21 protein-coding genes are annotated in these 24,078 nt (G+C 65.2%); 11 read left to right on the top strand and 10 right to left on the bottom strand.

Annotated elements, in window-relative coordinates; translation table 11 throughout:
• Positions 1-73 precede the first annotated feature (73 nt).
• Positions 74-1,732: an electron transfer flavoprotein-ubiquinone oxidoreductase gene (locus J6497_RS04370; RefSeq protein ID WP_225702996.1), complete on the bottom strand. Its 1,659-nt coding sequence runs from the start codon at positions 1,730-1,732 to the stop codon at positions 74-76.
• 143 nt (positions 1,733-1,875) lie between these two features.
• Between J6497_RS04370 and J6497_RS04365 the strand changes: the two genes are divergently transcribed.
• On the top strand, positions 1,876-2,712 hold the full coding sequence (locus tag J6497_RS04365) for a uracil-DNA glycosylase (RefSeq protein WP_225703222.1): 837 nt from the start codon (positions 1,876-1,878) through the stop codon (positions 2,710-2,712).
• A gap of 10 nt (positions 2,713-2,722) precedes the next feature.
• On the opposite strand, the gene J6497_RS04360 is transcribed toward J6497_RS04365, so the two are convergent.
• From J6497_RS04360 to J6497_RS04350, 3 genes are all read right to left on the bottom strand, one after another.
• Complete coding sequence (locus J6497_RS04360) at positions 2,723-4,228, bottom strand: glycosyltransferase family 39 protein (protein ID WP_225702995.1); 1,506 nt, start codon at positions 4,226-4,228, stop codon at positions 2,723-2,725.
• Positions 4,229-4,417: 189 nt separating this feature from the next.
• A complete protein-coding gene (rnhB, locus tag J6497_RS04355) occupies positions 4,418-5,182 on the bottom strand; it encodes a ribonuclease HII (RefSeq protein ID WP_225702994.1) in 765 nt (254 codons plus the stop codon).
• Positions 5,183-5,259: 77 nt separating this feature from the next.
• The gene (locus tag J6497_RS04350; protein ID WP_225702993.1) at positions 5,260-6,423 is read right to left on the bottom strand and encodes a PA0069 family radical SAM protein; all 1,164 of its coding nucleotides are present in this window, start codon (positions 6,421-6,423) and stop codon (positions 5,260-5,262) included.
• 161 nt (positions 6,424-6,584) lie between these two features.
• Here J6497_RS04350 and J6497_RS04345 point away from each other — a divergent pair, with 161 nt between their 5' ends.
• Both J6497_RS04345 and J6497_RS04340 read left to right on the top strand, forming a co-directional pair.
• Positions 6,585-7,166, top strand: coding sequence for a glycosyltransferase family protein (locus J6497_RS04345; RefSeq protein ID WP_225702992.1), 582 nt, complete (start codon positions 6,585-6,587; stop codon positions 7,164-7,166).
• Positions 7,167-7,391: 225 nt separating this feature from the next.
• Positions 7,392-8,315, top strand: a complete 924-nt coding sequence (locus J6497_RS04340) for a bifunctional helix-turn-helix transcriptional regulator/GNAT family N-acetyltransferase (RefSeq protein ID WP_225702991.1) — start codon at positions 7,392-7,394, stop codon at positions 8,313-8,315.
• 298 nt (positions 8,316-8,613) lie between these two features.
• On the opposite strand, the gene moaB is transcribed toward J6497_RS04340, so the two are convergent.
• The gene (moaB, locus tag J6497_RS04335) at positions 8,614-9,174 is read right to left on the bottom strand and encodes a molybdenum cofactor biosynthesis protein B (RefSeq protein WP_225702990.1); all 561 of its coding nucleotides are present in this window, start codon (positions 9,172-9,174) and stop codon (positions 8,614-8,616) included.
• Between the two features lie 152 nt (positions 9,175-9,326).
• Positions 9,327-10,259, bottom strand: coding sequence for a KPN_02809 family neutral zinc metallopeptidase (gene ypfJ / locus J6497_RS04330; protein WP_225702989.1), 933 nt, complete (start codon positions 10,257-10,259; stop codon positions 9,327-9,329).
• 406 nt (positions 10,260-10,665) lie between these two features.
• Here ypfJ and J6497_RS04325 point away from each other — a divergent pair, with 406 nt between their 5' ends.
• From J6497_RS04325 to J6497_RS04315, 3 genes are all read left to right on the top strand, one after another.
• Positions 10,666-11,799: a site-specific DNA-methyltransferase gene (locus tag J6497_RS04325; RefSeq protein WP_225702988.1), complete on the top strand. Its 1,134-nt coding sequence runs from the start codon at positions 10,666-10,668 to the stop codon at positions 11,797-11,799.
• Positions 11,800-12,083: 284 nt separating this feature from the next.
• A complete protein-coding gene (locus tag J6497_RS04320) occupies positions 12,084-12,410 on the top strand; it encodes a hypothetical protein (RefSeq protein ID WP_225702987.1) in 327 nt (108 codons plus the stop codon).
• 117 nt (positions 12,411-12,527) lie between these two features.
• A complete protein-coding gene (locus J6497_RS04315; RefSeq protein WP_225702986.1) occupies positions 12,528-13,214 on the top strand; it encodes a glutathione S-transferase family protein in 687 nt (228 codons plus the stop codon).
• 129 nt (positions 13,215-13,343) lie between these two features.
• Here the strand turns inward: J6497_RS04315 and J6497_RS04310 are convergent, their stop codons facing one another.
• Entirely contained in the window at positions 13,344-13,787 is a 444-nt protein-coding gene (locus tag J6497_RS04310; RefSeq protein ID WP_225702985.1) for a nuclear transport factor 2 family protein, read from the bottom strand.
• Between the two features lie 95 nt (positions 13,788-13,882).
• Between J6497_RS04310 and J6497_RS04305 the strand changes: the two genes are divergently transcribed.
• A complete protein-coding gene (locus tag J6497_RS04305) occupies positions 13,883-14,797 on the top strand; it encodes a LysR family transcriptional regulator (RefSeq protein WP_225702984.1) in 915 nt (304 codons plus the stop codon).
• 938 nt (positions 14,798-15,735) lie between these two features.
• Here the strand turns inward: J6497_RS04305 and J6497_RS04300 are convergent.
• The 3 genes from J6497_RS04300 to mutY form a co-directional block, all read right to left on the bottom strand.
• Positions 15,736-16,353, bottom strand: a complete 618-nt coding sequence (locus J6497_RS04300; protein WP_225702983.1) for a glutathione S-transferase family protein — start codon at positions 16,351-16,353, stop codon at positions 15,736-15,738.
• Positions 16,354-16,430: 77 nt separating this feature from the next.
• Positions 16,431-16,850, bottom strand: coding sequence for a PaaI family thioesterase (locus tag J6497_RS04295; RefSeq protein WP_225702982.1), 420 nt, complete (start codon positions 16,848-16,850; stop codon positions 16,431-16,433).
• Positions 16,851-16,909: 59 nt separating this feature from the next.
• The gene (gene mutY, locus J6497_RS04290) at positions 16,910-18,034 is read right to left on the bottom strand and encodes an A/G-specific adenine glycosylase (RefSeq protein ID WP_225702981.1); all 1,125 of its coding nucleotides are present in this window, start codon (positions 18,032-18,034) and stop codon (positions 16,910-16,912) included.
• A 107-nt stretch (positions 18,035-18,141) separates the two neighbouring features.
• On the opposite strand from mutY, the gene J6497_RS04285 reads away from it, so the two are divergent.
• From J6497_RS04285 to J6497_RS04270, 4 genes are all read left to right on the top strand, one after another.
• Entirely contained in the window at positions 18,142-18,621 is a 480-nt protein-coding gene (locus tag J6497_RS04285) for a DUF721 domain-containing protein (protein ID WP_225702980.1), read from the top strand.
• Positions 18,622-18,739: 118 nt separating this feature from the next.
• On the top strand, positions 18,740-19,396 hold the full coding sequence (locus J6497_RS04280) for a DsbA family protein (protein ID WP_225702979.1): 657 nt from the start codon (positions 18,740-18,742) through the stop codon (positions 19,394-19,396).
• Positions 19,397-19,600: 204 nt separating this feature from the next.
• Positions 19,601-23,062: a chromosome segregation protein SMC gene (gene smc, locus J6497_RS04275; protein WP_225702978.1), complete on the top strand. Its 3,462-nt coding sequence runs from the start codon at positions 19,601-19,603 to the stop codon at positions 23,060-23,062.
• Complete coding sequence (locus J6497_RS04270) at positions 23,059-24,027, top strand: small ribosomal subunit Rsm22 family protein (protein ID WP_225702977.1); 969 nt, start codon at positions 23,059-23,061, stop codon at positions 24,025-24,027. Before smc ends, J6497_RS04270 begins: the two co-directional genes overlap by 4 nt.
• The last annotated feature ends 51 nt before the right edge of the window (positions 24,028-24,078 follow it).

Genomic DNA, 24,078 nt, shown 5'->3' with positions numbered 1-24,078 from the left:
GGCGGTATCGTGGCCGCTCCTCTCGGTTTATCGGGGTGTCCACTCACGCAATCGTGGTCGGAACGCCTCTCTGTTACATCGCCTCGTAATTGGGCCCTCCGCCGCCCTCCGGCGGAACCCAGGTGATGTTACCGTTCGGGTCCTTCACGTCGCAGGTTTTGCAATGGACGCAGTTCTGCGCATTGATCTGGAAGCGCGGACCTGAGGATTCCTCGACCCATTCATAGACGCCGGCCGGGCAATAGCGGTTGGAGGGGCCGGCATAGACGTCATGCTCCGACGTCCTCTGCAGGTTCATCTCAGCGACCTTGAGGTGGACCGGCTGGTCCTCCTCATGGTTGGTATTGGAGAGGAACACCGAGGACAATTTGTCGAACGAGATCTTGCCGTCCGGCTTCGGGTAGGCGATCGGCGTGTGCTGTTTCGCCGGATCCAGCGTCTTGCGATCGGGCTTTGAGTGCGACTGGGTTCCGAACAGCGAGAAGCCCAAGGTGTTGCACCACATGTCGAAGCCGCCAAGCGCAACGCCGACGATGGTGCCGAACTTCGACCACAGCGGCTTGACGTTGCGAACCCGATGCAGGTCCTTGCCGACCGCGGAATCGCGCCAGGCATTTTCGTATTCCACGAGCTCATCATTGGCGCGGCCGGCAGCGAGCGCCGCCGCCACATGCTCGGCGGCAAGCATGCCGCTGCCCATCGCATTGTGGACGCCCTTGATGCGCGGCACGTTGACGAAGCCGGCCGCGCAACCGATCAGCGCGCCGCCCGGGAAGGTCAGCCGCGGCACCGACTGGTAGCCGCCCTCGGTAATGGCGCGCGCGCCATAGGCGAGCCGCTTGCCGCCTTCCAGCACCGAGCGGATCGAGGGATGCGTCTTGAAGCGCTGGAATTCGTCGAACGGCGAAAGATATGGATCGTCGTAATTGAGATGCACGACGAAGCCGACGGCAACGCGGTTGTCATCGTAGTGGTAGAGGAACGAGCCGCCGCCGGTGGAATTGTTGAGCGGCCAGCCGAAGGAATGCTGGATCAGGCCCTTCTGGTGTTTGGCGGGATCGATCTGCCACACCTCTTTCAAGCCGATGCCGAATTTCGGCGGCTCGCTCTTCGCATCGAGCTGGTATTTCGCGATCAGAAGCTTCGACAGGCTGCCGCGCGCGCCTTCGGCGAACAGCGTGTATTTGCCGAGGAGCTCCATGCCGCGGGTGTAGGAGTCCTTGTGTGAGCCGTCCCTGGCGATGCCCATATCGCCGGTGGCGATGCCGCGCACGTTGCCGTTGTCGTCATAGAGCACTTCGGCGGCGGCAAAGCCCGGATAGATCTCAACGCCCAGCGCTTCCGCCTTCGGTGCCAGCCAGCGACAGACATTGCCGAGCGAGCCGATATAGCAGTGATGGTTGTTCATCAACGGCGGCATCATGAAGTTCGGCAGCCGGATCGCGCCGGCAGCCGTCATCCAGTAGAAGCGGTCGTCCTTCACCTGGGTCTTCAGCGGACAGTCGGCGTCCTCGCGCCAATCCGGAATCAATTTGTCGAGCGACACCGGATCGATCACCGCGCCGGAGAGGATATGCGCGCCGACCTCGGAACCCTTCTCCACCACGACGATGCTGAGATCGGGATTGAGCTGTTTCAGCCGGATCGCAGCCGAGAGGCCCGACGGTCCGGCGCCGACGATCACGACGTCGAATTCCATGGATTCGCGGGGCGGTAGTTCTTCGGTGCTCATGGTCTCTTCTCAGCCCGGTTGAGAACGCTTCTAATCCGTTAGGCTGCCTTGTTTCCGATTTTTGCGGCGAGGACAACCATTGAAATGCATTTCGCGATGGCGCGATGCATCCTAAATTGCGGGCGGAGGACTTGTATCCCACCATGATGCCCGAGCCTGCTCCTACCTTGAAGCAATTGCTGGCCTTTTATCTCGAGGCCGGGGTCGATTGCGCGCTTAGCGACGAACCGGTCAACCGGCTCGCGGAGCTTGAGCCTGTTCCCGCCGCACCGCCGCGCGAGGTGGCGCCGCTGCCGCGGGCGCAGCGGGATATGCCGCTTGCGGCGCCGGCAGTTCCGCGCAGCGAAATCACCGTCGCACCCGATGCGGCGATTGCGTCTGCACGCGAGGCGGCACGGACCGCGCCGACGCTGGAGGCGCTGCGGACCTTGCTCGAGAATTTCGACGGCTGTGCGCTGAGGCATACCGCGACGAAACTGGTGTTCGCCGACGGCAATCCGGCGGCGCGGGTGATGTTCGTCGGCGAAGCGCCCGGCCGTGACGAGGACATCGAGGGGCTGCCCTTTGTCGGCCGCTCCGGCAAGCTCCTGGACCGGATGATCGCGGCGATCGGGCTCGACCGCAGCAAGGCCTATATCGCCAACGTGATCCCGTGGCGGCCGCCCGGCAACCGCACGCCGACGCCGCAGGAGACACAGGTGTGCCTGCCCTTCATCCAGCGCCAGATCGAGCTCGTGAATCCCGACGTGCTGGTCACGCTCGGCAATCCCTCGACGCAGGCGCTGATCGGCACGCGCGAGGGGATCATGCGCACCCGCGGGAAATGGGTCGACTACGACACCGGCACGCGAGTGATCCGCGCCATCGCCACCTTCCACCCCGCCTATCTCTTGCGTTCGCCCTCCTACAAGCGGATGTCATGGCAGGACCTTCGCGCCATCGCGAAGGTGCTGGGGCAGCAAAGCTCCCCCTCATCCTGAGCGGCCTGCCTTACGGCCCTTTCGGCCGCACGATGGCCCAGCCGATCCGCAGCAGCGGCTGCCGGCCGTTGACCAGCCACTCGAAGGAACGCGGCACTTCCGGAACCAGGCCGGGGAAACGTTGCGCGATCTCCGGCGGCGGCGCGCCCGACGTATCGGACGCGCGCCAGACGATCAGCCCGCCGGTCTCGTTGAACTTCGCCGGCGAGAGCCAGGGCGTCCGCGGCGTTCCTTCGAGCAACAGATGCGGGCGCTGCGGGTCCATCGCGACCAGGCGCGCCAGTTCGGGATCGCCGGTCACCGCGCGCAGCCGCTGGTTGGTGCGCCGCTCGAAACTGTCAGCGAAGAAATGCGCGATTGCGGTCGCCGGCATCGAGGTCCGCACTTCGGCCGTGCTGACCCAGGGCACGAGCAGTGTCGCCGCAACCACCGCGGCGGCCGGCGCGGCAATCGCCGCCGCCCAGGCCGAGCGCAACAGCCGCTGACGGTAGAGGTGGATGAGATCGCCGGCGTTGACGATCACGGCCAGTCCCGAGAGCAGCAGCGCGACGCCCGCGCCGCCGACCACGTGGTCGAGCTTGAACAGGCCGGCGAGCAGGCTGCCGATCAGCGCCGGCGCGAAGGCGAAGAAATAGACGAACTGCCGTCCCAAGGGATCGACCGGCGGCCGGTGGATGATCGGCGCCTCCTCCGCCTTCCGGGCGAACCAGGGGGAGTTGAGGACCAGGAGCAGCGCGATGCCGGCCATCGACACCACCAGCCCGCCGAGCACGACGCCGGAGCGTATCGTCCGCGCGCCCAACTCCGTCAGTGCCGGCAGCGGCGGCAGCGTCAGAACATCCAACCGCATCAGCCAGACCAGGTAAGGCAGCGCCAGCACGATCACCACGAGCAGCGCGAACAGCGGATCGAACGACGCCAGCGTGCGCCGTCCGCGCGCGGTCGCCAGCGCAAAGACCAAGACCAGCAGGATCATCCCGATCGCCACCGGCGTTGTCAGCAGCAACAGGCCGCAATCGATCGACCAGGCGAACCAGGCGCTGCGCCGGTTCTGGCCGAACAATTGCCAGGAATGCAGCAGCAAAAGCGCCCAGAGCGGGCGCGCCAGCACGAGCGGGCCGAACTCGAGGCCGGGCGACGAGAAGGCCATCACCGTCATCGTGAGCAGCACCGCGAGCACGGCCTGCTGTCCGCCGACTATGGCGCGGCCAAGATGATAGAGGCTGACGAAGGTCGCGACCGCGCAAATCTGCGCCAGCAGATAGACGCCGAAAACGTGATTGCCGGCGGCGCGGAACGCGATGTCGGCCAGCCAGAACGCGAGCGGCGGGCCGAGATCGGTGCCGACCTGATATTCCCGGCCAAAGGCGAGCACGGTCGCAACGTCGCCGGGCGGGCTGCGATAGACCAGAAGCGGCACCAGGAGCCACAGCGCCGCCTGCGCCAGCACCACGATCCAAACCACCAGCCGCGGCCGGGCGCGGATCAGTTCGACGACCAGGGAGGTGAAACGCATGCGCCCAAAATGCCCAGAATCAGCCCTGTGTGCGGCCTCATTTGATTCCGAGATTTGATAGAGGCCGCACGCGATGGAGGCAACAGCGCTAGAGCATGATCCGGAAAAGTGTGAAGCGGTTTTCCGAAAAGATCATGCTCAAACAACAACCTAAAGCGCGATGATGATTCATCCTGATCGCATCGCGCTTCAGGCGGCCGTCGCTTCGGCCTCGATTGTCGGGTCGACCGTCTCGGCCGTAGGGTCCACCGTGAAGAGATCGGGGTCGATCGTTTCCGGGAAATGCTTCTGCCGGGCGGCGATCACGGGCGCGAAGAAGCTGCGGTGATGCGCGCTCGGCCCCAAGCGATCCAGCGCCTCCAGATGTTCCGGCACCGCGTAACCCTTGTGCTGCTCGAAGCCATAGCCCGGGCAATCCAGCGCCAGCGCGCGCATCAGCCGGTCCCGCGTCACCTTGGCGATGATGGAAGCGGCCGCGATCGACATCACGATCCCATCGCCGCCGATCACCGCCTCGCAGTCGCAGGTTACGGCGACCTTGTCGCGGCCGTCGACGAAGACATGCTGCGGCGCTTCGGGCAGCGCCTGCACGGCGCGCGCCAAGGCCCAGAGCGAGGCGCGCAGGATATTGTCGCGATCGATTCGCGCCGGCGAGGCGAAGGCCACCGCGAACGCCGACGTCGCGCAGATCTGCTCGAACAGCTCTTCCCGCCGTTCCGCCGTCAGCCGCTTCGAGTCATCGATGCCTTTCGGAATCCGCTTGGGATCCAGCACCACGGCCGCGGCGACCACGGGACCGGCGAGCGGGCCGCGCCCAGCCTCGTCGCAGCCGGCAACCGGCCACACCCCGCGCTTGATCAGCGCGCGCTCGCGCCGAAAGCTCGGCGGCGCCACTGCGATCACGCCCTTCGCCGGTTTGACCGGCTGTTTCTTCTCGGACTTGTCCCGAATCATGGGCGCGACTGTGCTGAAGCAGCCGCCCCGGCGCAACGGGGAACCCTACACTCGTCCCCATTATTCAATGAAGGTGTTTAGAACAGGCTCAATTGCTCGCCGCTTTGCTTCGGCTTGACGAAATGGTCGGTCGTCAGCTTCGAGCGGCGCTTGTTCAGGCCGAGTTTCTCGCAGGCGATCTCGAATCTGCGGCCGATCATCCAGGCCATCGGCCCGGTGCCCTTCATCCGCGTTCCCCACTGCGAGTCGTAGTCGCGCCCGCCGCGCATGTCGCGGATCAGGGTGAAGACGTGGCGGTAGCGGTCGGGATAGTTCGCGAGCAGCCACTCCCGGAACAGGTCGCGCACTTCCAGCGGCAGCCGCAGCAACACGTAGCTCGCTTCCTTCGCCCCGGCATGCGCCGCCGCATCGAGGATGCGCTCGATCTCGGAATCGTTCAGCGCGGGGATCACGGGCGCGACCATCACGGTGGTGGGAATGCCGGCATCCGCCAATCGCTTGATTGTTTCCAGCCGCTTCGGCGGCGTCGAGGCGCGCGGCTCCATGGTGCGCGCCAGCTTGGCATCGAGCGTCGTCACCGACAGCGCGACCTTGACCAGGTTCCGTTTCGCCATCCGCTGCAGGATGTCGATGTCACGCGTCACCAGTGCCGATTTGGTGACGATGCCGACCGGATGGCCGGCACGCTCCAGCACTTCGAGGATGCCGCGCATGATCTTGTATTCGCGCTCGATCGGCTGGTACGGATCGGTGTTGGTGCCGATCGCGATCATGCGCGGCTCATAGCCCGCCGCGGCCAGCTCCTTCTCGAGCAGCGCTGGCGCATCGGGCTTGGCAAGCAGCTTCGATTCGAAATCCAGTCCCGGCGACAGGCCGAGATAGGCATGCGTCGGCCGCGCGAAGCAGTAGACGCAGCCATGCTCGCAGCCTCGGTACGGATTGATCGAGCGATCGAAGCCGATATCGGGAGAATCGTTGCGCGCGATCACCTTGCGCGAGGTGTCGAGCGAGACGGTGGTCTTGAACGGCGGCAGTTCTTCCAGGCTCTGCCAGCCGTCGTCGAAGCTGACGCGCGCCTCGGCCTCATAGCGGCCGCTGGAATTGGATTGCGCGCCGCGGCCGCGCCGCCGTTCGCGCTCGATTGCGACCGCGAGTTCGGGAAACGCGGAAGGCGCACCCGCCGGTGTGGAGGGCGCCGTCACCGGCGGGTGCTTGAGGGCATGAGAGGATGCTCGGCTCATGTTCCCAAGCTAGCACGCCGCGAGAACAAATCAAGAACATATTTGCAAAATTCCACAGCCGCGCTGCCGCAAAAAACTGCACCCTCAGGCTGTTTTGATTGTGACAAGGTGATAACAGTTTCCAAGCTTTTCACCACTTTGAGCCAACGAAGCCTCAGATAATGCTGAGCGTGATTATTCCGACCGAGGGCGACGAGCGGGCTGCGGTCGCCACCCTTGCGGCGCTGGTTCCTGGCGCCGCGGCCGGAATCATAAAGGAGGTGCTGCTGGTCGATCGCGCCAAGGATCGCGCCAGGTCCGACGTGATCGAACGCGTCGCCGATGTCGCCGGCTGCCGCTTCATGGCGTTCGACGGCACCCGCGCCGCTGCGCTGGCGGCCGGCGCCCGCCAGGCGCGCTCGCCCTGGCTGATGTTCCTGCATCCAGGCGCAGTGCTCGACAACGGCTGGATCGAGGAGACCACCCAGTTCATCCAGGGCGTCGCCATGAGCGGCCGCCCACGGGCCGGCATCTTCCGCTACGCCCGCTCGCCCTATGCCGACACCCGCCTGCGCGACGGCTTCAAGTTCGTCGCCCGCATGCTGACCGGCCCGACCGCCGAACAGGGCCTCCTGATCTCACGCGATCATTACGAGCGGCTCGGCGGCTACCGGCCGGATGCCCGCCGCTCCGAAGCGAGGCTGCTGCGCCAGCTCGGCCGCTCCTCCCGCACCATGCTGCGCAGCCGGATCATGGTGGCGTAGGACGCCTCCCTCGTCATTCCGGGATGCGCCATAGGCGCAGGCCCGGAATCCATCGGGCCGCAACCCATATGGAGGAATGGATTCCGGGTTCGCGCGGAGCCTGTCATCGGGCCGCGCTTTGCGCGGACCCGTTGGCGCGCCCCGGAATGACAGTTCTGGCTGCATGTCTGATACTTGCCAAAGTCAAATAATTATTTGACAATAGCAACTATCGAGGTGCGCACGATGTCAGAGCCGGATACCGAAACCCAGGTCGCCGCGGTGCGGGCGTTCAACCGCTTCTACACCCGCAAGCTCGGCATGCTCGACCAGCATCTGTTGAAAAGCCCGCTCTCGCTCAGCGAGGCGCGGGTGCTCTATGAGCTGGCCCATCGCGAGGAGATATCGGCGAAGGAAATCGGGACCGAGCTCGGGCTCGATCCCGGCTATCTGAGCCGCATCCTCCAGAAATTCGACGAGGATGGGCTGCTCACCCGAACACCGCTGGCCTCCGACCGCCGTCAATACCAGCTCGGCCTCACCGCGAAGGGACGGCAGGCCTTCGCCAGGATCAACCGCGCCTCACATGACGAGGTTGCGGCGATGTTGATGCGGCTTGCGCCGGACGATCGCGTCCGCCTGACAGGGGCGATGGGCACCATCGAGCGGCTGCTCGGCGAGGCCGCAGCCCCCCGCGCGGTGCTGCGCGACCCGCGCCCGGGCGACATGGGTTGGGTGGTGCAGAGCCATGGCGCACTCTATGCCAGCGAATACGGTTTCGATTCAGGCTTCGAGGCGCTCGTCGCCGAGATCGTCGCAAAATTCCTGACCTCGTTCGACGCCTCGCGCGAGCGCTGCTGGATCGCCGATCTCGATGGAATGCCGGTCGGCTCGGTGTTCCTGGTCAGGCACTCCGACGACATCGCCAAGCTCAGGCTGCTCTTGGTCGATCCGGCCGGGCGCGGACAGCGCGTAGGCAAGCGGCTGGTCGACGAATGCATCACCTTTGCCAAGGCCTGCGGCTATCGCAAAATCACCCTCTGGACCCAGAGCATCCTGATCGCCGCGCGGAAAATCTATCAGGACGCCGGCTTCGTGCTGGTGAAGAGCGAGCCGCACCGCAGCTTCGGACAGGATCTCGTCGGCGAGACCTGGGAGCGGGCGCTGTGAAGCCGAGGCGTCGCGATCCACCGCGGCGCGTCACGCCGGAACGTCTCGCCTTCCATATCAGGCGCGCGCACGCGCTCCGGGCCGAGTGTTATCAAAGCATGGCGCGCGCCTTGTGGGCGCGGCTGATGAGGATCTTTCACAAGCGCTGATGTCGCCACCGGCGTCATTCCGGGGCGCGCGAAGCGCGAACTATGATGTGCAATTGCACATCAGAGAATCCATTTCGCCGCCTGCGCAAATGGCCCAATAGATTCCGGGCTCGCGCTTCGCGCGCCCCGGAATGACGACCGTGGTGAGACTAGGCCGTCGCGCCTTGCGCCTTCGGCCGGCGCAGGTGCTCGTCCAGCCGCGGCATGATCTCGACGAAATTGCAGGGGCGCGTGCGGTAATCGAGCTGGGCGGCCAGAATGCCATCCCAGCCGTCGCGGCAGGCGCCGGGCGAGCCCGGCAGGCAGAAGATATAAGTCGCTCCCGCCACCCCTGCGGTGGCGCGACTCTGGATCGTCGAGACGCCGATCTTGGCATGGCTCAGCATGTGGAAGGCGATCGAGAAGCCGTCCATCCGCTTTTCGAACAGCGGCTCGATCGCTTCGGGCGTGACGTCGCGGCCGGTGAAGCCGGTGCCGCCGGTGGTGATGATCGCATCGACACCCTCGTCGGCAATCCAGCGCTTCACGACGGCCCGGATCGCCTCGATGTCGTCGGTGACGATCTCGCGCGCCGCAAGCTTGTGGCCGGCGGCGGTGATGCGATCGGCCAGCGTCATTCCGGACCTGTCATCGGCGAGCGAGCGCGTGTCGGAAATCGTCAGCACCGCGATGTTGAGCGGAATGAACGGTTTTGATTCTTCGATCGACATAACGTTTCTCTCTCTGCTCCCTCTCCCGCTTGCGGGAGAGGGTCGGGGTGAGGGTATCTCAGCATTGGGACTCCCCGTGAGGAGAGAACCCTCACCCGGGGCTCATGCGCCGACCTCTCCCGCAAGCGGGAGAGGTGAGAGCTGTCCAACTCTCACAGCGCCCCCTGGCCAAAGGTGTTGCAGGCCGACACCGTGCCCTTCTGGTAGCCGGTCATGAACCATTGCCGCCGCTGCTGCGCCGAGCCGTGGGTGAAGGAGTCGGGCACCACCCTGCCCGTCGTCTGCCGCTGCAGCGTGTCGTCGCCGATCGCGGTTGCGGTCCTGAGCGCCGCGTCGATGTCGCCGGCCTCAAGGAAGCCCGGCCGCTTCTTCTCTTCGCGATTGACCCAGACGCCGGAGAGGCAATCGGCCTGCAACTCGACCTTCACCTGCAGCGCATTGGCCTCGGCCTTGTTGTCGGCCGCCTGTTGCAGCCGCGTCACGCGCGGGATGATGCCGAGCAGGTTCTGCACGTGATGGCCCGCCTCATGGGCGATAATATAGGCCGCGGTGAACTTGCACGCATTGCCTGAGCAGCCGCGGAAGCGCGTCTCGACCTCGCGGAAGAAGCCGGTGTCAAGATAGATGGTCTTGTCCGGCGGACAGTAGAACGGACCCATCGCCGACTGCGCCATGCCGCAGCGGCCGCCATTAGTGGCGTTGCGGAACAATACGATCTTCGGACCGGCGAAGGTCTGCCCGCTGTCCCGGAAGATCTCGCTCCAGCGATCATCGATCTCGCCCAGGATGCCGGAGATCATGCTGCCCATTTCGTCGGTCGGCGCGCCGCTCTTGCCGGACGCGGTGCGGCGGTCGGTCTGGTAGGTCGGCGCCTGTCCGCCGCCGGTCAGGATTTCGGCGCCGCCGATCAGGATGCGCGGGTCGATGCCGAAGGCATAGCCGAGCAGGCCAAGCACGATGATGGTGCCGATGCCGAGCCCGCCGCCGCCCATGGGAATGCCGAAGCCGCCACCTCCACCGCCAGATCCGCCCTCGTCGCGACGATCCTCGATATCGTCGCTGCGACGGAAATCATCGTAACGCATGGCGGTTTCCCCTCAGTCCTATCCTAGGTAAACGCGGAACAGACGTAAAATTTCCATTCCGTTAATCAATAGCCTGCCCGGCAAATATTGCCTAGTGCGATGCCGAGCCATCCGCGCATGGCTGATGCTGCGACGTCATCACGAATCGCGTGAGCTTCCCGGCGAACTCGATTCCCAGTTCTGATTCCGCCGTAGCTGGCGCAATCCGCATAATGCATGCTGCGAGGCAGCGCACGATTTCGAATCCGAAAATGCGCAATTGAGAAAACGCGCAATCGAAATGCGCAGAACTTGTCGTGCGGTATTTTCGATTAAGTCGATTTTTACTTTGGCCCGTCATGGTGTCGCCAGTCGGTTGTTTGGTCCCGCGTCGCCGACAGCGTCGCCTGAGTCAGAGTCTTGAGTCATGGTTGAGTCGCGTCGCGGGGCGTCTGCAAAGGCGCCCCGCACTAAATTTGAGTCCACGGCATCTGCTCGTATCGTCTTAGGCGATTGCGTCGCAGAGATGTCAAAGCTTGCAGCCGGCTCGGTCGATCTGGTCTTCGCAGATCCACCGTACAACCTGCAACTCAAGGGCGATCTCAAGCGTCCGGACGAATCCCATGTCGATGCCGTCAACGACGAGTGGGACAAGTTCTCCTCCTTCGCCGCCTATGACGATTTCACCCGCGCCTGGCTGCTCGCCGCGCGCCGCGTCATGAAGCCGTCGGCGACGATCTGGGTGATCGGCTCCTATCACAATATCTTCCGCGTCGGCGCGATCATGCAGGACCTCGGCTTCTGGCTCCTCAACGATATCGTCTGGCGCAAGTCGAACCCGATGCCGAATTTCCGCGGCCGCCGCTTCACCAATGCGCACGAGACCATGATCTGGGCCGCGCGTGATGAGAAGGCCAAGGGCTACACGTTCAATTACGAAGCGCTGAAGGCAGCGAACGAGGACGTGCAGGCGCGTTCCGACTGGCTGATCCCGCTCTGCACCGGCGAAGAGCGCCTCAAGGGCAAGGACGGCAAGAAGGTGCACCCGACGCAGAAGCCCGAGCAGCTTCTCGCGCGCGTGCTGCTGTCGTCGTCGAGGCCCGGCGATCTCGTGCTCGATCCCTTCAATGGCACTGGCACCACCGGCGCCGTGGCAAAACGTCTCGGCCGCCGCTACCTCGGCATCGAGCGCGATGCCGCTTATGCCGTCGCTGCCGAAGCGCGCATCGCCGCCATCGAGCCGCTGCCGCAAGAAACGCTCGCCCCGTTCATGACCGCACGCGAGGCCCCGCGCGTCGCCTTCTCCGAACTGATCGAGCGCGGCATGATCATGCCCGGCGCCAAACTGGTCGACGCCAAAAAGCGGGTCGGCGCCCTCGTGCGCGCCGACGGCGCCATCATGCTCGGGGACAAGGTCGGTTCGATCCACCGCATCGGCGCCGTCGCCCAGGGCTCGGGCGCCTGCAACGGCTGGACCTTCTGGCACGTCGAGACCAAGAACGGCCTCAAGCTGATCGACGAGCTGCGCGCCGAAATCCGCTCCGAGATGGCGGCGGGTTGAGCTCTTCTCAAATCCCTCCGTCATTCCGGGGCTCGCGCAAGCGAGAGCCCGGAATCCATTTCACCACTTGCGCCCGCGGCCCAATGGATTCCGGGCCTGCGCCTGTCGGCGCATCCCGGAATGACAAGGGAAGTCCTGCTCACTTCCGTTATGCCTCGGCGGAACAGAAAGCTACGCCTCACCGGACGTCACGATGACGCCGTGTTGAACGCTTTCGCCTTGATTCGGCGCCAACGCGGGGCTTACAATTCCGCCATCGGTCGCTGTTTCGATTGGATTGCTCGATGCGCAGACAATCCGAGACGTTGCTGCTTGTGCCGTTGTTGCCGATCTTCCTGATCGGCATGTTTCCGATATTGCTGATTGGCCTGCTCGGCTTTTTCGGCCTTGCCATTTTCGGGGTGCTGCTGGTCTCGGTCGGCCTCACGAGCGCGCTTGAAGCGCATAGCCACTTCACCGAGGACATCATCACGCACGGCTATGGACGGAGCAGCGAGCGTGCCGTCCAGGCCACCGATCTGCAAACCGCAACGCGCTTCGCCGTGCTCCTGGACGTGGTCGGCGTAGCCCTGATCCTCGCCAGCGTAGTCAGCTTGATCTATTTCGGCTGATCGCCAAGCGCCAGAGGCGCCCTTCATAAATTCATCGCTTGCGCGCCCTGCCGAATTCGGCGCATGAGTGCGGCCCGGGGTCCATCAGTCGGCAACAAAACAAACGGAGCCTTTCAAATGCTCAAGTTCTACTTCAATGGCGCACCGAACCCGAACAAGGTTGCGCTCTTCCTAGAAGAGTCCGGCCTGCCTTACGAACCTGTACCGCTCGACACCCGCAAGGGCGAGCAGTTCAAGCCGGAATTCCTGAAGGTCAATCCGAACGCCAAGGCGCCGGCGATCGACGATGACGGCGTGTTCGTGTTCGATTCCAATGCGATCCTGCTCTACCTCGCCGAGAAAACAGGAAAATTCCTGCCCGCCAACACGCCCGCGACCCGCGCGCAGACGCTGTCATGGCTGATGTTCATCGCTACTGGCCTCGGTCCCTATTCCGGACAGGCGGTGCATTTCAAGCATTTCGCGCCGAAGGACCTCGAATACGCCAACAACCGCTACCAGTACGAGGCGAACCGCCACTACAAGATCCTCGAGGATCACCTCGCCAAGAGCCGCTACATGGTCGGCGACAGCTACAGCATCGTCGACATGGCGTTCTGGGGCTGGGCACGCATGGCGCCGTTCGTGCTCGGTGACGAAGCTTACGCGAAATACCCGAACGTCAAGCGCCTCGTCGACGAGATCTCGGCGCGCCCGGCAGCCTCACGCGCGATCGCACTGAAGGACAAGTTCACCTTCAAGGCCGAGATGGACGAGGAGGCGAAGAACTTCATGTTCGGCCACCTCAAGACCAAGGTGGCGTGATCACATCATCTTCCGTCATTCCGGGGCTCGCGAAGCGAGAACCCGGAATCCATTTCACCACCTGCACATGCGGATCAATGGATTCCGGGCCTGCGCCTAATGGCGCATCCCGGAATGACGGAGGACGCTTCAACCCGCCGCACGAACCTGTGGCGCAGGGAACTGTCCCAGCGCCTTCTCGGTCAGCACTGAGTCGCAGTATTCCCTGATCTCCTTGATCTTGCCGTCCTCGAGCCGGAACACCAGGCAGTAGTCGTTGTCGTAGCGAACGCCTTGCTTGGTGACATTGTCGCCCTTGGCTTCGACCACGACATGGTCACCGTCGGCGATGAAACGATGTGCGACGGTGCGCGCCCGTTCTGCCAGCAGCGAACGAACATGACCATGGAGATCGTTGAGGATCGATTGCTTGCCTTTGAAAGTGCGCGACCAGGAATACTGTCCGGTCACCGTCCATGTCGCATCCTCGGCGAGGCTCGCGGTGAACAGCGCGCGGTCGCGCGCGGCGGGATCGGGATTTCCGGCGGCGGCAAAGATCTGCTGCATCAGTTTCTTGTTGTCGGCTGCGCTCATGGCGGCTTCTCCGGTTGCTGGTTGACTACGCCTTAGTTGTGCCGCGACGCAGATCATTCTTCAAATCGATAGCCAATATGATATCTATTCATGCGATGAATTTGAATTCGCTTGACCTCAACCTCCTGACCACGCTCGACGCGCTGCTGCGGGAAGCCAGTGTCAGCCGCGCCGCGATGCGCCTTCGTCTGTCGCAGCCGGCCGCAAGCCACGCGCTGCAGCGCCTGCGCGATCTGATCGGCGATCCGCTCCTGGTGCGGAGCGGCGCACGGATGGAGCTGACGCCGCGGGCACAGGCGTTGCGCGCGCCGCTGGCGCAGGCGCTCGACCAGGTGCGCTCGCTGTTCGTTCCCGACGCGTTCGACGCCATCAGCAGCGACCGGCATTTCCGGCTGATGATGCCGGACCTCGCGGTCGAACTGCTGATGCCACCGTTGATGGAGAAGATCACACGGATCGCGCCGCACGTGACGATCGACGTGGTGCCGTGGCGGGGACCTGCGATCTTCACCGCCGAATTCGCGCGCACCGTCGATCTCGTGATCTCGATCGGCGACGCTTTCAAGGGCTTCCACCGCCAGCGCCTCTATGTCGACTGCGACGCGCTCGCGGTGCGTCGCGGTCACCCCGTCGGCGCGAGGTTGAAAAAGCGCGAGGCGTTCCTCGCGGCAAGGCATGTCGCCGTGGTGATCCGCGGCCAGAACGAGGACCTGATCGATAGCTGGCTGCGCTCCAAGGGCATCGAGCGGCGCATCGCTCTCGTTGTACCGGGCTATATCGAGGCGCTGCATGTCACAGCCCGCACCGACCTCGTCGCCTTCGTGCCGCGCCGCCTGATCACAGCCCTCGCCAGGCAATTGTCACTGCTAACTGTGACGCCGCCGCTCGATCCCGGCATCGACGAGCAGCACATGTTCTATCCCACGCGCGCCCAGATGGACCCCGGCTCGATCTGGCTGCGCCAGTTGATGCTGGAAACGGGACGAGAACTGGGTACGCTGAAAACGTAGATTCGCGCGAAATGGATTCCGGGTGCGATGCTTCGCTTCGCTCCAGACGAATTCCTCATCCCGAGGAGTCGCGTTAGCGGCGTCTCGAGGGATGGGCTCCCCACTCTCCGTCATTCCGGGGCGCGCGCAGCGCGAACCCGGAATCCATTTCGCCGCATGCTCTGCGGTTGGATGGATTCCGGGCTCGATGCTTCGCATCGCCCCGGAATGACGAGTCGCGTTCGCGGAAATTTCTCCAATCCAATCAACGTGATTTGCCCTGTCCAGCCTTACGGCGAAAAACATTCCGCTTCCATCGTCGGGCAAATCAGTGATTTAACTCCGCGCGTCTCATCCAAATGAGGGGCGGCTCGCGATCGTCACGAACGTTGCGGTGAGATGCGGTGGACGCGGGTGTTGCGACTGACGAGCGTGACTATCCGTGGACGGCGAAGTCGTGTGGTTCTGGCGCCCCGACGCTGGCGCTAAGTTTTTTGCGCGAAGAAATTTGCGCGAGAGACGACGGTGGCAAGAAAGCCCGGTCACCGGGAAGAGCACGAAGTAAGCTGTAAACCACTGCGCAGGGAAAGCCGGTGTTGCTCCGGTTGACCTGTGGTCCTACCCCCGTGCTTTTTGTTGCACGGGGCCCACGGGTGCAACCGGCACCCGGCTTTCCCTGCGCCCTCACTTCAACGAGAGGGTGGAAGGTGACGCAAAGCTCGGGCGCAAAGCGCCGCGAGAATGCGGACTCACATCCCCTCCGCTGTTTGACAATTGAATCAGATCTATCCCCGCGTCCCGGGCTCCGTACTCCACTCTATCCCCTTACCCTGAGGAGGCCGCTCCGCGGCCGTCTCGAAGGGCGAGGCCACCGGTGGGGCCTCATGGTTCGAGACGCGCGTGCCGCGCTCCTCACCATGAGGGTCTCGCGATGGCGCAACCCGGTTAGTGCAAAGCGCTCACGCCTCCGCGTCGAGCACCTTCTTCACTGCAGGCCGCGCGGCCACGCGGTTGCGGTGATCGATCACTCTCGGCAGCGCCGCGAGATCGACGCCGTCGCCTTCGAGCCACTGCGCGATCGTGAACAGATAGATGTCAGAGATCGTGAAGGCCTCGCCCATCACCCACGGGCCTTTCAGCATGTCGCGTTCGATCAGCGCAAAGCTTGCGCCGACCGTTTTCGGGATCATGCGCTTCATGTCGGCAAAAGAGGACTCCTCTGTCGCCCAGCGATAGCCGCGCATCTTGTGGGCATGCGCGACATGCACGGTCGAGCAGAGATAGCTGTTGAACGCCTGCACTTGCGCGAATGCGAAGATGTCATCGAGCGGTGCCAGCTTCGCCTTCGGAAAACTCTGCGCGATGAAGGCGAGCACCGCGGGCGTCTCGGTGAGGACGCCCTGGTCGGTGACCAGCGCCGGCACTCGTCCCTTCGGGTTGATCTTGAGATAGTCCGGGCTGTTCTGCTGGTTGGTCTTGAAGTCGAGCCGTTCGACCGTATAGGGCGCGCCCGACTCTTCGAGCGCGATGTGCGAGGCGAGCGCGCAGGTGCCGGGGGCATAGTAAAGCTTGAGCATGTTCCATCCCTCGTTCAGAAGGACGCGAAGTTAACGGCGCGCTCTTGCCGCGTCCACCCCGCTCGGAACAAGGGAGATCAGCGAACGGCCTTCGCCGTCTCCACCAGGCGTGCGCTGGTCGATGCCGTGGCGAGCACGGCGCCGTCTTGCGCGGTCAGCCTGCCTTCGACAAAGGCGACGGTCTTGCCGAGCTGGGTGACTTTGGCCTCGCCGGTGATCGGTCCCGGCTTTGCGGGCGCCAGGAAATTCACGGTCATGGTGATGGTCGCGGTGTAGAGCTTGCCTTCGGTCATGACGAACACCGCAGGGCCCATGGTGTCGTCGAGCATCGCCGACAGGATGCCGCCCTGGATGAAGCCGGCCGGGTTGCAGAACTCTTCCCTGCCCTCGAAGCCGATTCGGATCCAGCCTTCATCCGGGCGCGCGTCGAGCAGCTGCCAGCCGAGCAGCTTGGCGCAGGGTGGCGTAGCGAGACGGTCAAGCGCGGTCGCGATCATGGGAGCCTCCGTTGGCTCCTACCTAACGCAGGCCTGCTGCCAGCATGCTGTCAGCAGCTTCACATGCCGAGCCCATGCGCAACCACCTTGCGCATCACGTTTGGAAACGCCTCATCGGCAAGGGTCGCGACCGGCACCCAGCGCATCCCCTCCGGCGCTCGCGTGCGCGCCGCAACGGTCGCGGTATAGACCGCCAGCTCGAGCGGAAAATGGGTGAAGACGTGGGTGACGACGCCGGCCTTGCGGTGCCAGCGCGCAACGCCCTTCAGCGGTGGTGCCTGCTCAAGCGCAGCCACATCGTCCTGCCCGGCCAGCCATTCGGAGGTCGGCACTTCCGTCATGCCGCCGAGCAGGCCCTTGTCGGGACGGGTGCGGACCAGCAGCTCATCACCGCGGGTGACGACGAACGCCGCACCGGAGCGCAGCGCGCCGGTCTTCTTCGGCGCCTTGCGCGGAAAGCTCTCCTGGTCGCCGCGGGCGCGCGCCGCACAGTCGTCATTGAGCGGGCACAGCGCGCAGGCCGGCTTCTTCGGCGTGCAGATCGAGGCGCCCAGATCCATCAGCGCCTGCGCGCTATCGCCGGCGCGACACTTCTCGTCGCCGGCGCGGGAAGGGCCAAGCAAAGTGCTCGCCAATTGCTGGATCAGCGGCTTGGCCTGTGGCAACGCCTCCTCGACCGCGAACAGCCGCGACACCACCCGCTCGATGTTGCCGTCGACTGGCATGGTGCGGCGGTCGAAGGCAATGGCCGCGATGGCGGCGGCCGTGTACGGCCCGATTCCCGGCAGCGTGCGAAGCCCCTCCTCGCTGTCAGGAAAGACACCACCATGGTCGCGCAGCACGGCGACGGCGCAGGCATGCAGGTTGCGCGCGCGGGAATAGTAGCCGAGCCCCGCCCACATCCGCAGCACGTCGCCCAGCGAAGCGCGCGCCAGCGCGGCGACGTCTGGCCAGCGGGAGACGAATTTCTCGAAGTACGGCCCGACCGCCTTGACGGTGGTCTGCTGCAGCATGATCTCCGACAGCCACACCCGGTACGGATCAGCCGGTTCACCCGCCGGAGCCCGCCACGGCAGACGGCGGCGATGCCGGTCATACCAGGCAAGCAGCAGGGCAGGCCGTGCGGCGGCTGTGTCAGGCGATGCATCACGTGGCTTGGTCCTGGCGGCTGCGCGAGAGCTCATGAGCCCATCTTAGTGTCGGAGCGCAAATCTCTCCACGTCGCGCCCGGGCCTGTCGCAGCCATCCACGTCTTTATTCCTGGGATCGTTGCGAAGTGATATGACAAACCATGGCAAAACCCGGTCCGATCAGCGCAAAGCCGCTCTCCATCCTGCTCAACGACGTCTTCTCGGACGCGTATGCCAGGCAGGGGTTCGCCGCGCGCGAACTGGTGACGCGGTGGGCGGAGATCGCGGGGACCGAGATCGCGCGGTTTTCCGAGCCGATGAAGATGCAATGGCCGCGGCCGGTGGAGGGGCAGCCGCAGGAGCCGGCAACGTTGGTGCTCCGGGTCGAGGGGCCAATGGCGCTGGAGATCCAGCACTCGTCGGACCGCATCCTCGAGCGGGTCAACCGTTTCTTCGGCTGGCACGCAGTCGGCCGGCTGGCGCTGCGGCAGGCGCCCCTCTCGCGCCGGGAGCGCCCGGCGCGGCCACGGCCGCCGGACGCCAGGGCGGTGGCGGCGGTCGAAAAGACCCTGTCCGCCGTGGAGGACGAAGCGCTGCGCTCCGCGCTTGCGCGATTGGGAGCCTCGATCAAGCGAAATTGAGGCTTTTTCGCGTGATTGGTATTCAAGCGCAGCATTGCCACAATCCCTATTTCAAGCTAGCGAAAGCTCGCTTTTTTCGACCTCTTTGGGCGTGACCGCGCCAATTCGGGAGCCGACCTTGATCATCACGCGCCGCGCCTTTACCGCTGCCCTGTCGCTGACCGGACTTGCCGCCCTGATCGGTCTTTCGCCGCTGCGCCTGATTTCTGACGCGATGGCGCAGAGCGCCGCCGATGTCGCCAAGCCGCAGTCGCTGCCGGACATGGCGCTCGGCCCGCAGAATGCCCCGGTGACCATCACCGAATACGCCTCGATGACCTGCCCGCACTGCGCGAATTTCAACGAAACAGTGTTCCCGAAGATCAAGTCGGAATACATCGACACCGGCAAGATCCGCTACGTGTTCCGCGAGTTCCCACTCGACATCAAGGCCGCCGCCGGCTCGATGCTGGCGCGCTGCATCTCCAAGGATGACGCGCCGAAATATTTCGCGGTCATCGACCTCTTGTTCCGCCAGCAGAACGACTGGGTGATGAAGAACACCACGGAGACGCTGACGCGAATCGGCAAGCAGGCCGGCCTCAGCCAGCAGCAGGTCGAGGAGTGCCTGAAGGACCAGGCGCTGCTCGACAAGATCGCCGCCGACCAGAAATACGCCAACGACGTGTTGAAGGTGAATTCGACGCCGACCTTCTTTATCAATGGCGAGATGCTGAAGGGCGAAACCTCGTTCGACGAATTCAGCAAGCGCATCAATTCATTGTTGAAAAGCTGATTCGTCCACAGCTATTCGAAACATCGGATAAACCAAGCAAAAGCCTTGGGAAAAGCCCGGGGCGGCGGTTGCCGGTACGCCCCGGCCTCGCCATTGTCGCGGCCATGAGGGCCGCAGCGAGCGGACCGCCTAGATACCGACATTGCCTTCCATGGTATTGTCACGGCAGGGAGATTCGCGCCCGGCTAACAGAGATTTGTGTTCATGAAGCTCACGCGCCTACGCCTCCACGGTTTCAAGTCGTTCGTTGAACCCACCGACTTCATGATCGAACCGGGCCTCACCGGCGTGGTCGGACCGAATGGCTGCGGCAAGTCCAATCTGGTGGAAGCGCTGCGCTGGGCGATGGGCGAAACCTCGCACAAGTCGCTGCGCGCCGCCGACATGGACGCGGTGATCTTCGCCGGTTCCGGCAATCGCCCGGCGCGCAACCACGCCGAAGTGGTGATGACGATCGACAACGCCGATCGCACGGCGCCGGCCGCGGTCAACGACAGCCAGATCCTGGAAATCTCCCGCCGCATCGAGCGCGAGGCGGGTTCCGTCTATCGTATCAACGGCCGCGACGTGCGTGCGCGCGACGTGCAGCTCCTGTTCGCTGATGCAGCGACCGGTGCAAGGTCGCCGGCGCTGGTGCACCAGGGCAAGATCGGCGAGATCATCCAGGCCAAGCCGGAACAGCGCCGCCGCGTGCTGGAAGATGCTGCCGGCGTCGCCGGCCTGCATGCCCGCCGCCATGAAGCGGAACTGCGGCTTAAGGCGGCCGAGACCAACCTCACCCGCGTCGAGGACGTGATCGGCCAGCTCTCCGGCCAGATGGATGGGCTGAAGAAGCAGGCGCGGCAGGCGATCCGCTACCGCGAGGTTGCGGCCAAGGTGCGCAAGTCCGAGGCGATGCTGTTCCACCTGCGCTGGATCGAGGCCCACGCCGACGTCAACGACGCCGCGCAGACCCGTGAACTTGCCGTCCGCGAGGCGGCCGAACGCACCCGCGAGCAGGCGGAATCCGCCCGCATCCAGGCGATCCGCGCCGCCGAACTGCCGGCGCTGCGCGAGGCGGAAGCGCGCGCGGCGGCGGGCCTGCAGCGGCTTAACAATGCGCGCGAAATGCTCGACCGCGAGGAGCAGCGCGCCAAGGAACGTGTTTCCGAGCTCGACCGGCGCCTGGCGCAGTTCGTCGCCGACATCGCGCGCGAGCAGCAGCAGACCGCGGACGCCGACGTCGCGCTGCAGCGGCTCGACTCCGAGGATGCCGAGCTGAAGGAAGAGATCAAGTCGCGGGTCGAGCAACGCTCCGGCGTCGACGAGCGCGTCGCGGAAGCGGAAGCCATTCTTGCCGAGACCGAGCGCCGGTTCGCCGAGCTGACCACAGAACTTGCCGACCTCACCGCCAAGCGCAACCAGCTCGAAGCCGGCGTGCGCAGCCATCGCGACCGGCTCGCCCGGCTGGACCAGGAGATCGCCAGCGTCCAGGCCGAGGAGCAGAAGCTCGCAGAAGAGACCGGCTCGCTCGGCGACATCGATGTGCTCGCTGCCGCGGTCGAGACCGCGCAGCAGACGCTCGCCGAGGCCGAAGCCACCGTGCAGGCGAGCGAGACCGGTCACGTCGTGGCCCGGCAGACGCTGGAAGCCTCCCGCAGCCCGCTGACCGATGCGGAAAAGCGCGTGCAGCGGCTCGAGACCGAGGCGCGCACCATCTCGAAGATCGTCAATGGCGAGACCAAGAACCTGTGGCCGCCGATCATCGACGGCATCACGGTCGCCAAGGGCTATGAGAAGGCGATTGGTGCCGCGCTCGGCGACGATCTCGATGCGCCCGTCGATCCCTCGGCGCCGATGCGCTGGACCAACGTCCCCGCCGGCGAGGACCCGGCGCTGCCCGAAGGCGTCGATTGCCTCGCCAACCATGTGCAGGCGCCGTCCGAACTCGCGCGGCGCCTCGCCCAGATCGGCGTGGTGACAAAGGAGCGCGGCGCGGAGCTGGTGTCGCAGTTGAAAACCGGCCAGCGGCTGGTGTCGCCCGAGGGCGATGTCTGGCGGTGGGACGGCTTTGTCACCGCCGCGCATGCCCCGACCGGCGCGGCGCGGCGCCTCGCCGAGCGCGCCCGCCTCGTCGATATCGAGCACGAGCTCGAGCAAGCCCGCGCCGAGGTGATCACCAAGCGGCAGGCGCTGGAGAATGCAGAAGCCGAATTACGCGCCGCTTCCGCAGCCGAGACCGCCGCACGCGAGGCGGCGCGAGCCGCGCGCCGCGAAGCCGATGCCGCGCGCGAACGCCATGCCGCCGCCGAGCGCGAGATCAACCGCCACGCCGCGCGCAAATCCGCGCTGACGGAAGCGCACAACCGCCTTGCCGCCGACCGTGCCGAAGCCGAGGCCGCGCAGGAGAATGCCACTGCGGCGCTCTCCGAACTGCCGGCGAGCGTGGAGACCGAAGGCCAGCTCGCCGCCGTCCGCGCCGAGATCGACCACCAGCGCCGCGTGGCCGCCCAGGTGCGCGCCGAAGCGCAGGCGCTGGCCCGTGAAGCCGAGCTCGCCGACCGCCGCGTGCAAGCGATCCTCGCCGAGCGCAACGAGTGGCAGAACCGCAAGGCAAGCGCCGCCTCGCAGGTCGGAACGATCGAGGCCCGCATCACCGAGGTCACGGCGGAGCGCGAGGAACTCGCCAATGCGCCGGAGGTGTTTGCGGAGAAGCGCAGCGCGCTGATCAGCGAGATCGAGTACGCCGAGAACGATCGCCGTGCCGCGGCCGACGCGCTCGCCGCCGCCGAGTCCGCGATGGCAGAGACCGACCGCGCCGCCAAAGCCTCGCTCGAAGCGCTCTCCAGCGCGCGCGAAGCCACCGCCCGCGCCGAGGAGCGGATGGAAGGAACTCGGCGTCGGCTCACCGATATCGAGCGCGAGATCCATGACATGCTCGAGGTCGAGCCGCGGGCGTTGGCCGGTCTTGCCGAGATCGAGCCGGGCGCCGAACTGCCGCCGGTCGGCCAGGTCGAGGAAGAGCTCGAAAAGATGCGCCGCGATCGCGAGCGCCTCGGCGCCGTCAATCTGCGCGCTGAGGAAGAGCTGCGTGAGGTGGAGACCCAGCACACCGCGCTCACCACCGAGCGCGACGACCTGGTGGAGGCGATCAAGCGCCTGCGCCAGGGCATCCAGAGCCTCAACCGCGAGGCGCGCGAGCGGCTCCTCACCTCGTTCGAGACCGTCAACAACCACTTCAAACGGTTGTTCGTCGAGCTGTTCGGCGGCGGCGAGGCTGCGCTGCACCTGATCGAGAGCGAAGATCCGCTCGAGGCTGGCCTGGAGATCATCGCGAAACCGCCGGGCAAGAAGCCGCAGACGCTGTCGCTGCTCTCCGGCGGCGAGCAGGCACTGACGGCGCTGGCGCTGATCTTCGCGGTGTTCCTGACCAACCCCTCGCCGATCTGCGTGCTGGACGAGGTCGACGCGCCCCTGGACGACCACAATGTCGAGCGCTTCTGCAACCTGTTGGACGAGATGACGTCGTCGACCGAAACACGCTTCATCACCATCACCCACAACCCGATCACCATGGCGCGGATGAACCGGCTGTTTGGCGTGACCATGGCTGAGCGCGGCGTGTCACAACTGGTCTCGGTCGACCTCGAAGGCGCGGTCGGTATCCTGGATCAGCACGTGGCGTGATCTCGCCCGACCTTCCCGTCGAACTCAAAGCGGCACTCGACGCGAAGCTGCAGGGCTTCTCACGCACCGAAGCGGCAAACCGCGCCGCCACAATCTCGCGGACCTACCGCGACGGCGGCGGCTCGGGCACCATCAAATCCGAGGCCGATGCACTCGCCTACGTCCTGGCGCGGATGCCCGCGACCTATGCCGCCGTTGTCGCCAGCCTGAACGCGCTCGTCGAGATCAAGCCGGATTTCGCGCCGACGTCGCTACTCGATATCGGCGCCGGACCGGGCACAGCGAGCTGGGCGGCGGCGCAAGCCTTCTCGTCGCTGCAACGGTTTGCCCTGCTTGATGCCAACCCCGCGTTGCGCGCGCTGGCGCTTGAGCTCGTCGGCACGCGGCTGCGCGATGCGCACTACGAGCTCGGGCCGGCCCGAAAGCTGCTCGCTGATGCGCAGCCGGCGGACCTCGTCGTCGCGAGCTACATGGTCGGCGAGATCGATGAGGCCGAGCGAACCGCGCTTGCCAGGCTGATGTGGGAGAAGACAAGCGAGGCGCTTGTGATCGTCGAACCCGGCACGCCTGCAGGCTATGCGCGCATCATCGCACTGCGGGCGCAACTGATCGCAGCTGGCGCGCATGTTGCGGCCCCCTGCCCGCATGACGAAGCATGCCCGCTCGAGGCGCCGGACTGGTGCCATTTCAGCCAACGGCTCTCCCGCTCGCGCGCGCATATGCAGGTCAAGGGCGCAGAAGTGCCGTTCGAGGACGAGCGCTTTTCCTATGTCGCGCTGACGCGGACGCCTAGCGCGAACCACCCGTCCCGCGTGCTGGCGCAGCCCGTCGTCGGCAAGGCGGAGGTGACCGCAAAGCTCTGCACTCCAAACGGCCTCTCGATTGCAAGGATCCCCCGCCGCGCCAAGGCTGACTACGCCCGCGCCCGGCGCTGGCGATGGGGCGACACTGTCACGGGCACTTGAACTAGTTCCCTGCCTGGCCCGACCAACGCATGCCGCCCGCTGGAGGCGGGC

Source organism: Bradyrhizobium cenepequi (genome assembly GCF_020329485.1).
Taxonomy (GTDB): Bacteria; Pseudomonadota; Alphaproteobacteria; order Rhizobiales; family Xanthobacteraceae; genus Bradyrhizobium; species Bradyrhizobium cenepequi.
The sequence above is the reverse complement of the archived record's forward strand: the minus strand, read 5'-3'. Positions and strand labels throughout refer to the sequence as shown.

Bases quoted from the DNA above. Each gene is read 5' to 3' on its own strand.
- J6497_RS04370 (WP_225702996.1), bottom strand. From the start codon at position 1,732: ATGAGCACCGAAGAACTACCGCCCCGCGAATCCATGGAATTCGACGTC.
- J6497_RS04365 (WP_225703222.1), top strand. From the start codon at position 1,876: ATGATGCCCGAGCCTGCTCCTACCTTGAAGCAATTGCTGGCCTTTTAT.
- J6497_RS04360 (WP_225702995.1), bottom strand. From the start codon at position 4,228: ATGCGTTTCACCTCCCTGGTCGTCGAACTGATCCGCGCCCGGCCGCGG.
- rnhB (WP_225702994.1), bottom strand. From the start codon at position 5,182: ATGATTCGGGACAAGTCCGAGAAGAAACAGCCGGTCAAACCGGCGAAG.
- J6497_RS04350 (WP_225702993.1), bottom strand. From the start codon at position 6,423: ATGAGCCGAGCATCCTCTCATGCCCTCAAGCACCCGCCGGTGACGGCG.
- J6497_RS04345 (WP_225702992.1), top strand. From the start codon at position 6,585: ATGCTGAGCGTGATTATTCCGACCGAGGGCGACGAGCGGGCTGCGGTC.
- J6497_RS04340 (WP_225702991.1), top strand. From the start codon at position 7,392: ATGTCAGAGCCGGATACCGAAACCCAGGTCGCCGCGGTGCGGGCGTTC.
- moaB (WP_225702990.1), bottom strand. From the start codon at position 9,174: ATGTCGATCGAAGAATCAAAACCGTTCATTCCGCTCAACATCGCGGTG.
- ypfJ (WP_225702989.1), bottom strand. From the start codon at position 10,259: ATGCGTTACGATGATTTCCGTCGCAGCGACGATATCGAGGATCGTCGC.
- J6497_RS04325 (WP_225702988.1), top strand. From the start codon at position 10,666: ATGGTTGAGTCGCGTCGCGGGGCGTCTGCAAAGGCGCCCCGCACTAAA.
- J6497_RS04320 (WP_225702987.1), top strand. From the start codon at position 12,084: ATGCGCAGACAATCCGAGACGTTGCTGCTTGTGCCGTTGTTGCCGATC.
- J6497_RS04315 (WP_225702986.1), top strand. From the start codon at position 12,528: ATGCTCAAGTTCTACTTCAATGGCGCACCGAACCCGAACAAGGTTGCG.
- J6497_RS04310 (WP_225702985.1), bottom strand. From the start codon at position 13,787: ATGAGCGCAGCCGACAACAAGAAACTGATGCAGCAGATCTTTGCCGCC.
- J6497_RS04305 (WP_225702984.1), top strand. From the start codon at position 13,883: ATGAATTTGAATTCGCTTGACCTCAACCTCCTGACCACGCTCGACGCG.
- J6497_RS04300 (WP_225702983.1), bottom strand. From the start codon at position 16,353: ATGCTCAAGCTTTACTATGCCCCCGGCACCTGCGCGCTCGCCTCGCAC.
- J6497_RS04295 (WP_225702982.1), bottom strand. From the start codon at position 16,850: ATGATCGCGACCGCGCTTGACCGTCTCGCTACGCCACCCTGCGCCAAG.
- mutY (WP_225702981.1), bottom strand. From the start codon at position 18,034: ATGAGCTCTCGCGCAGCCGCCAGGACCAAGCCACGTGATGCATCGCCT.
- J6497_RS04285 (WP_225702980.1), top strand. From the start codon at position 18,142: ATGGCAAAACCCGGTCCGATCAGCGCAAAGCCGCTCTCCATCCTGCTC.
- smc (WP_225702978.1), top strand. From the start codon at position 19,601: ATGAAGCTCACGCGCCTACGCCTCCACGGTTTCAAGTCGTTCGTTGAA.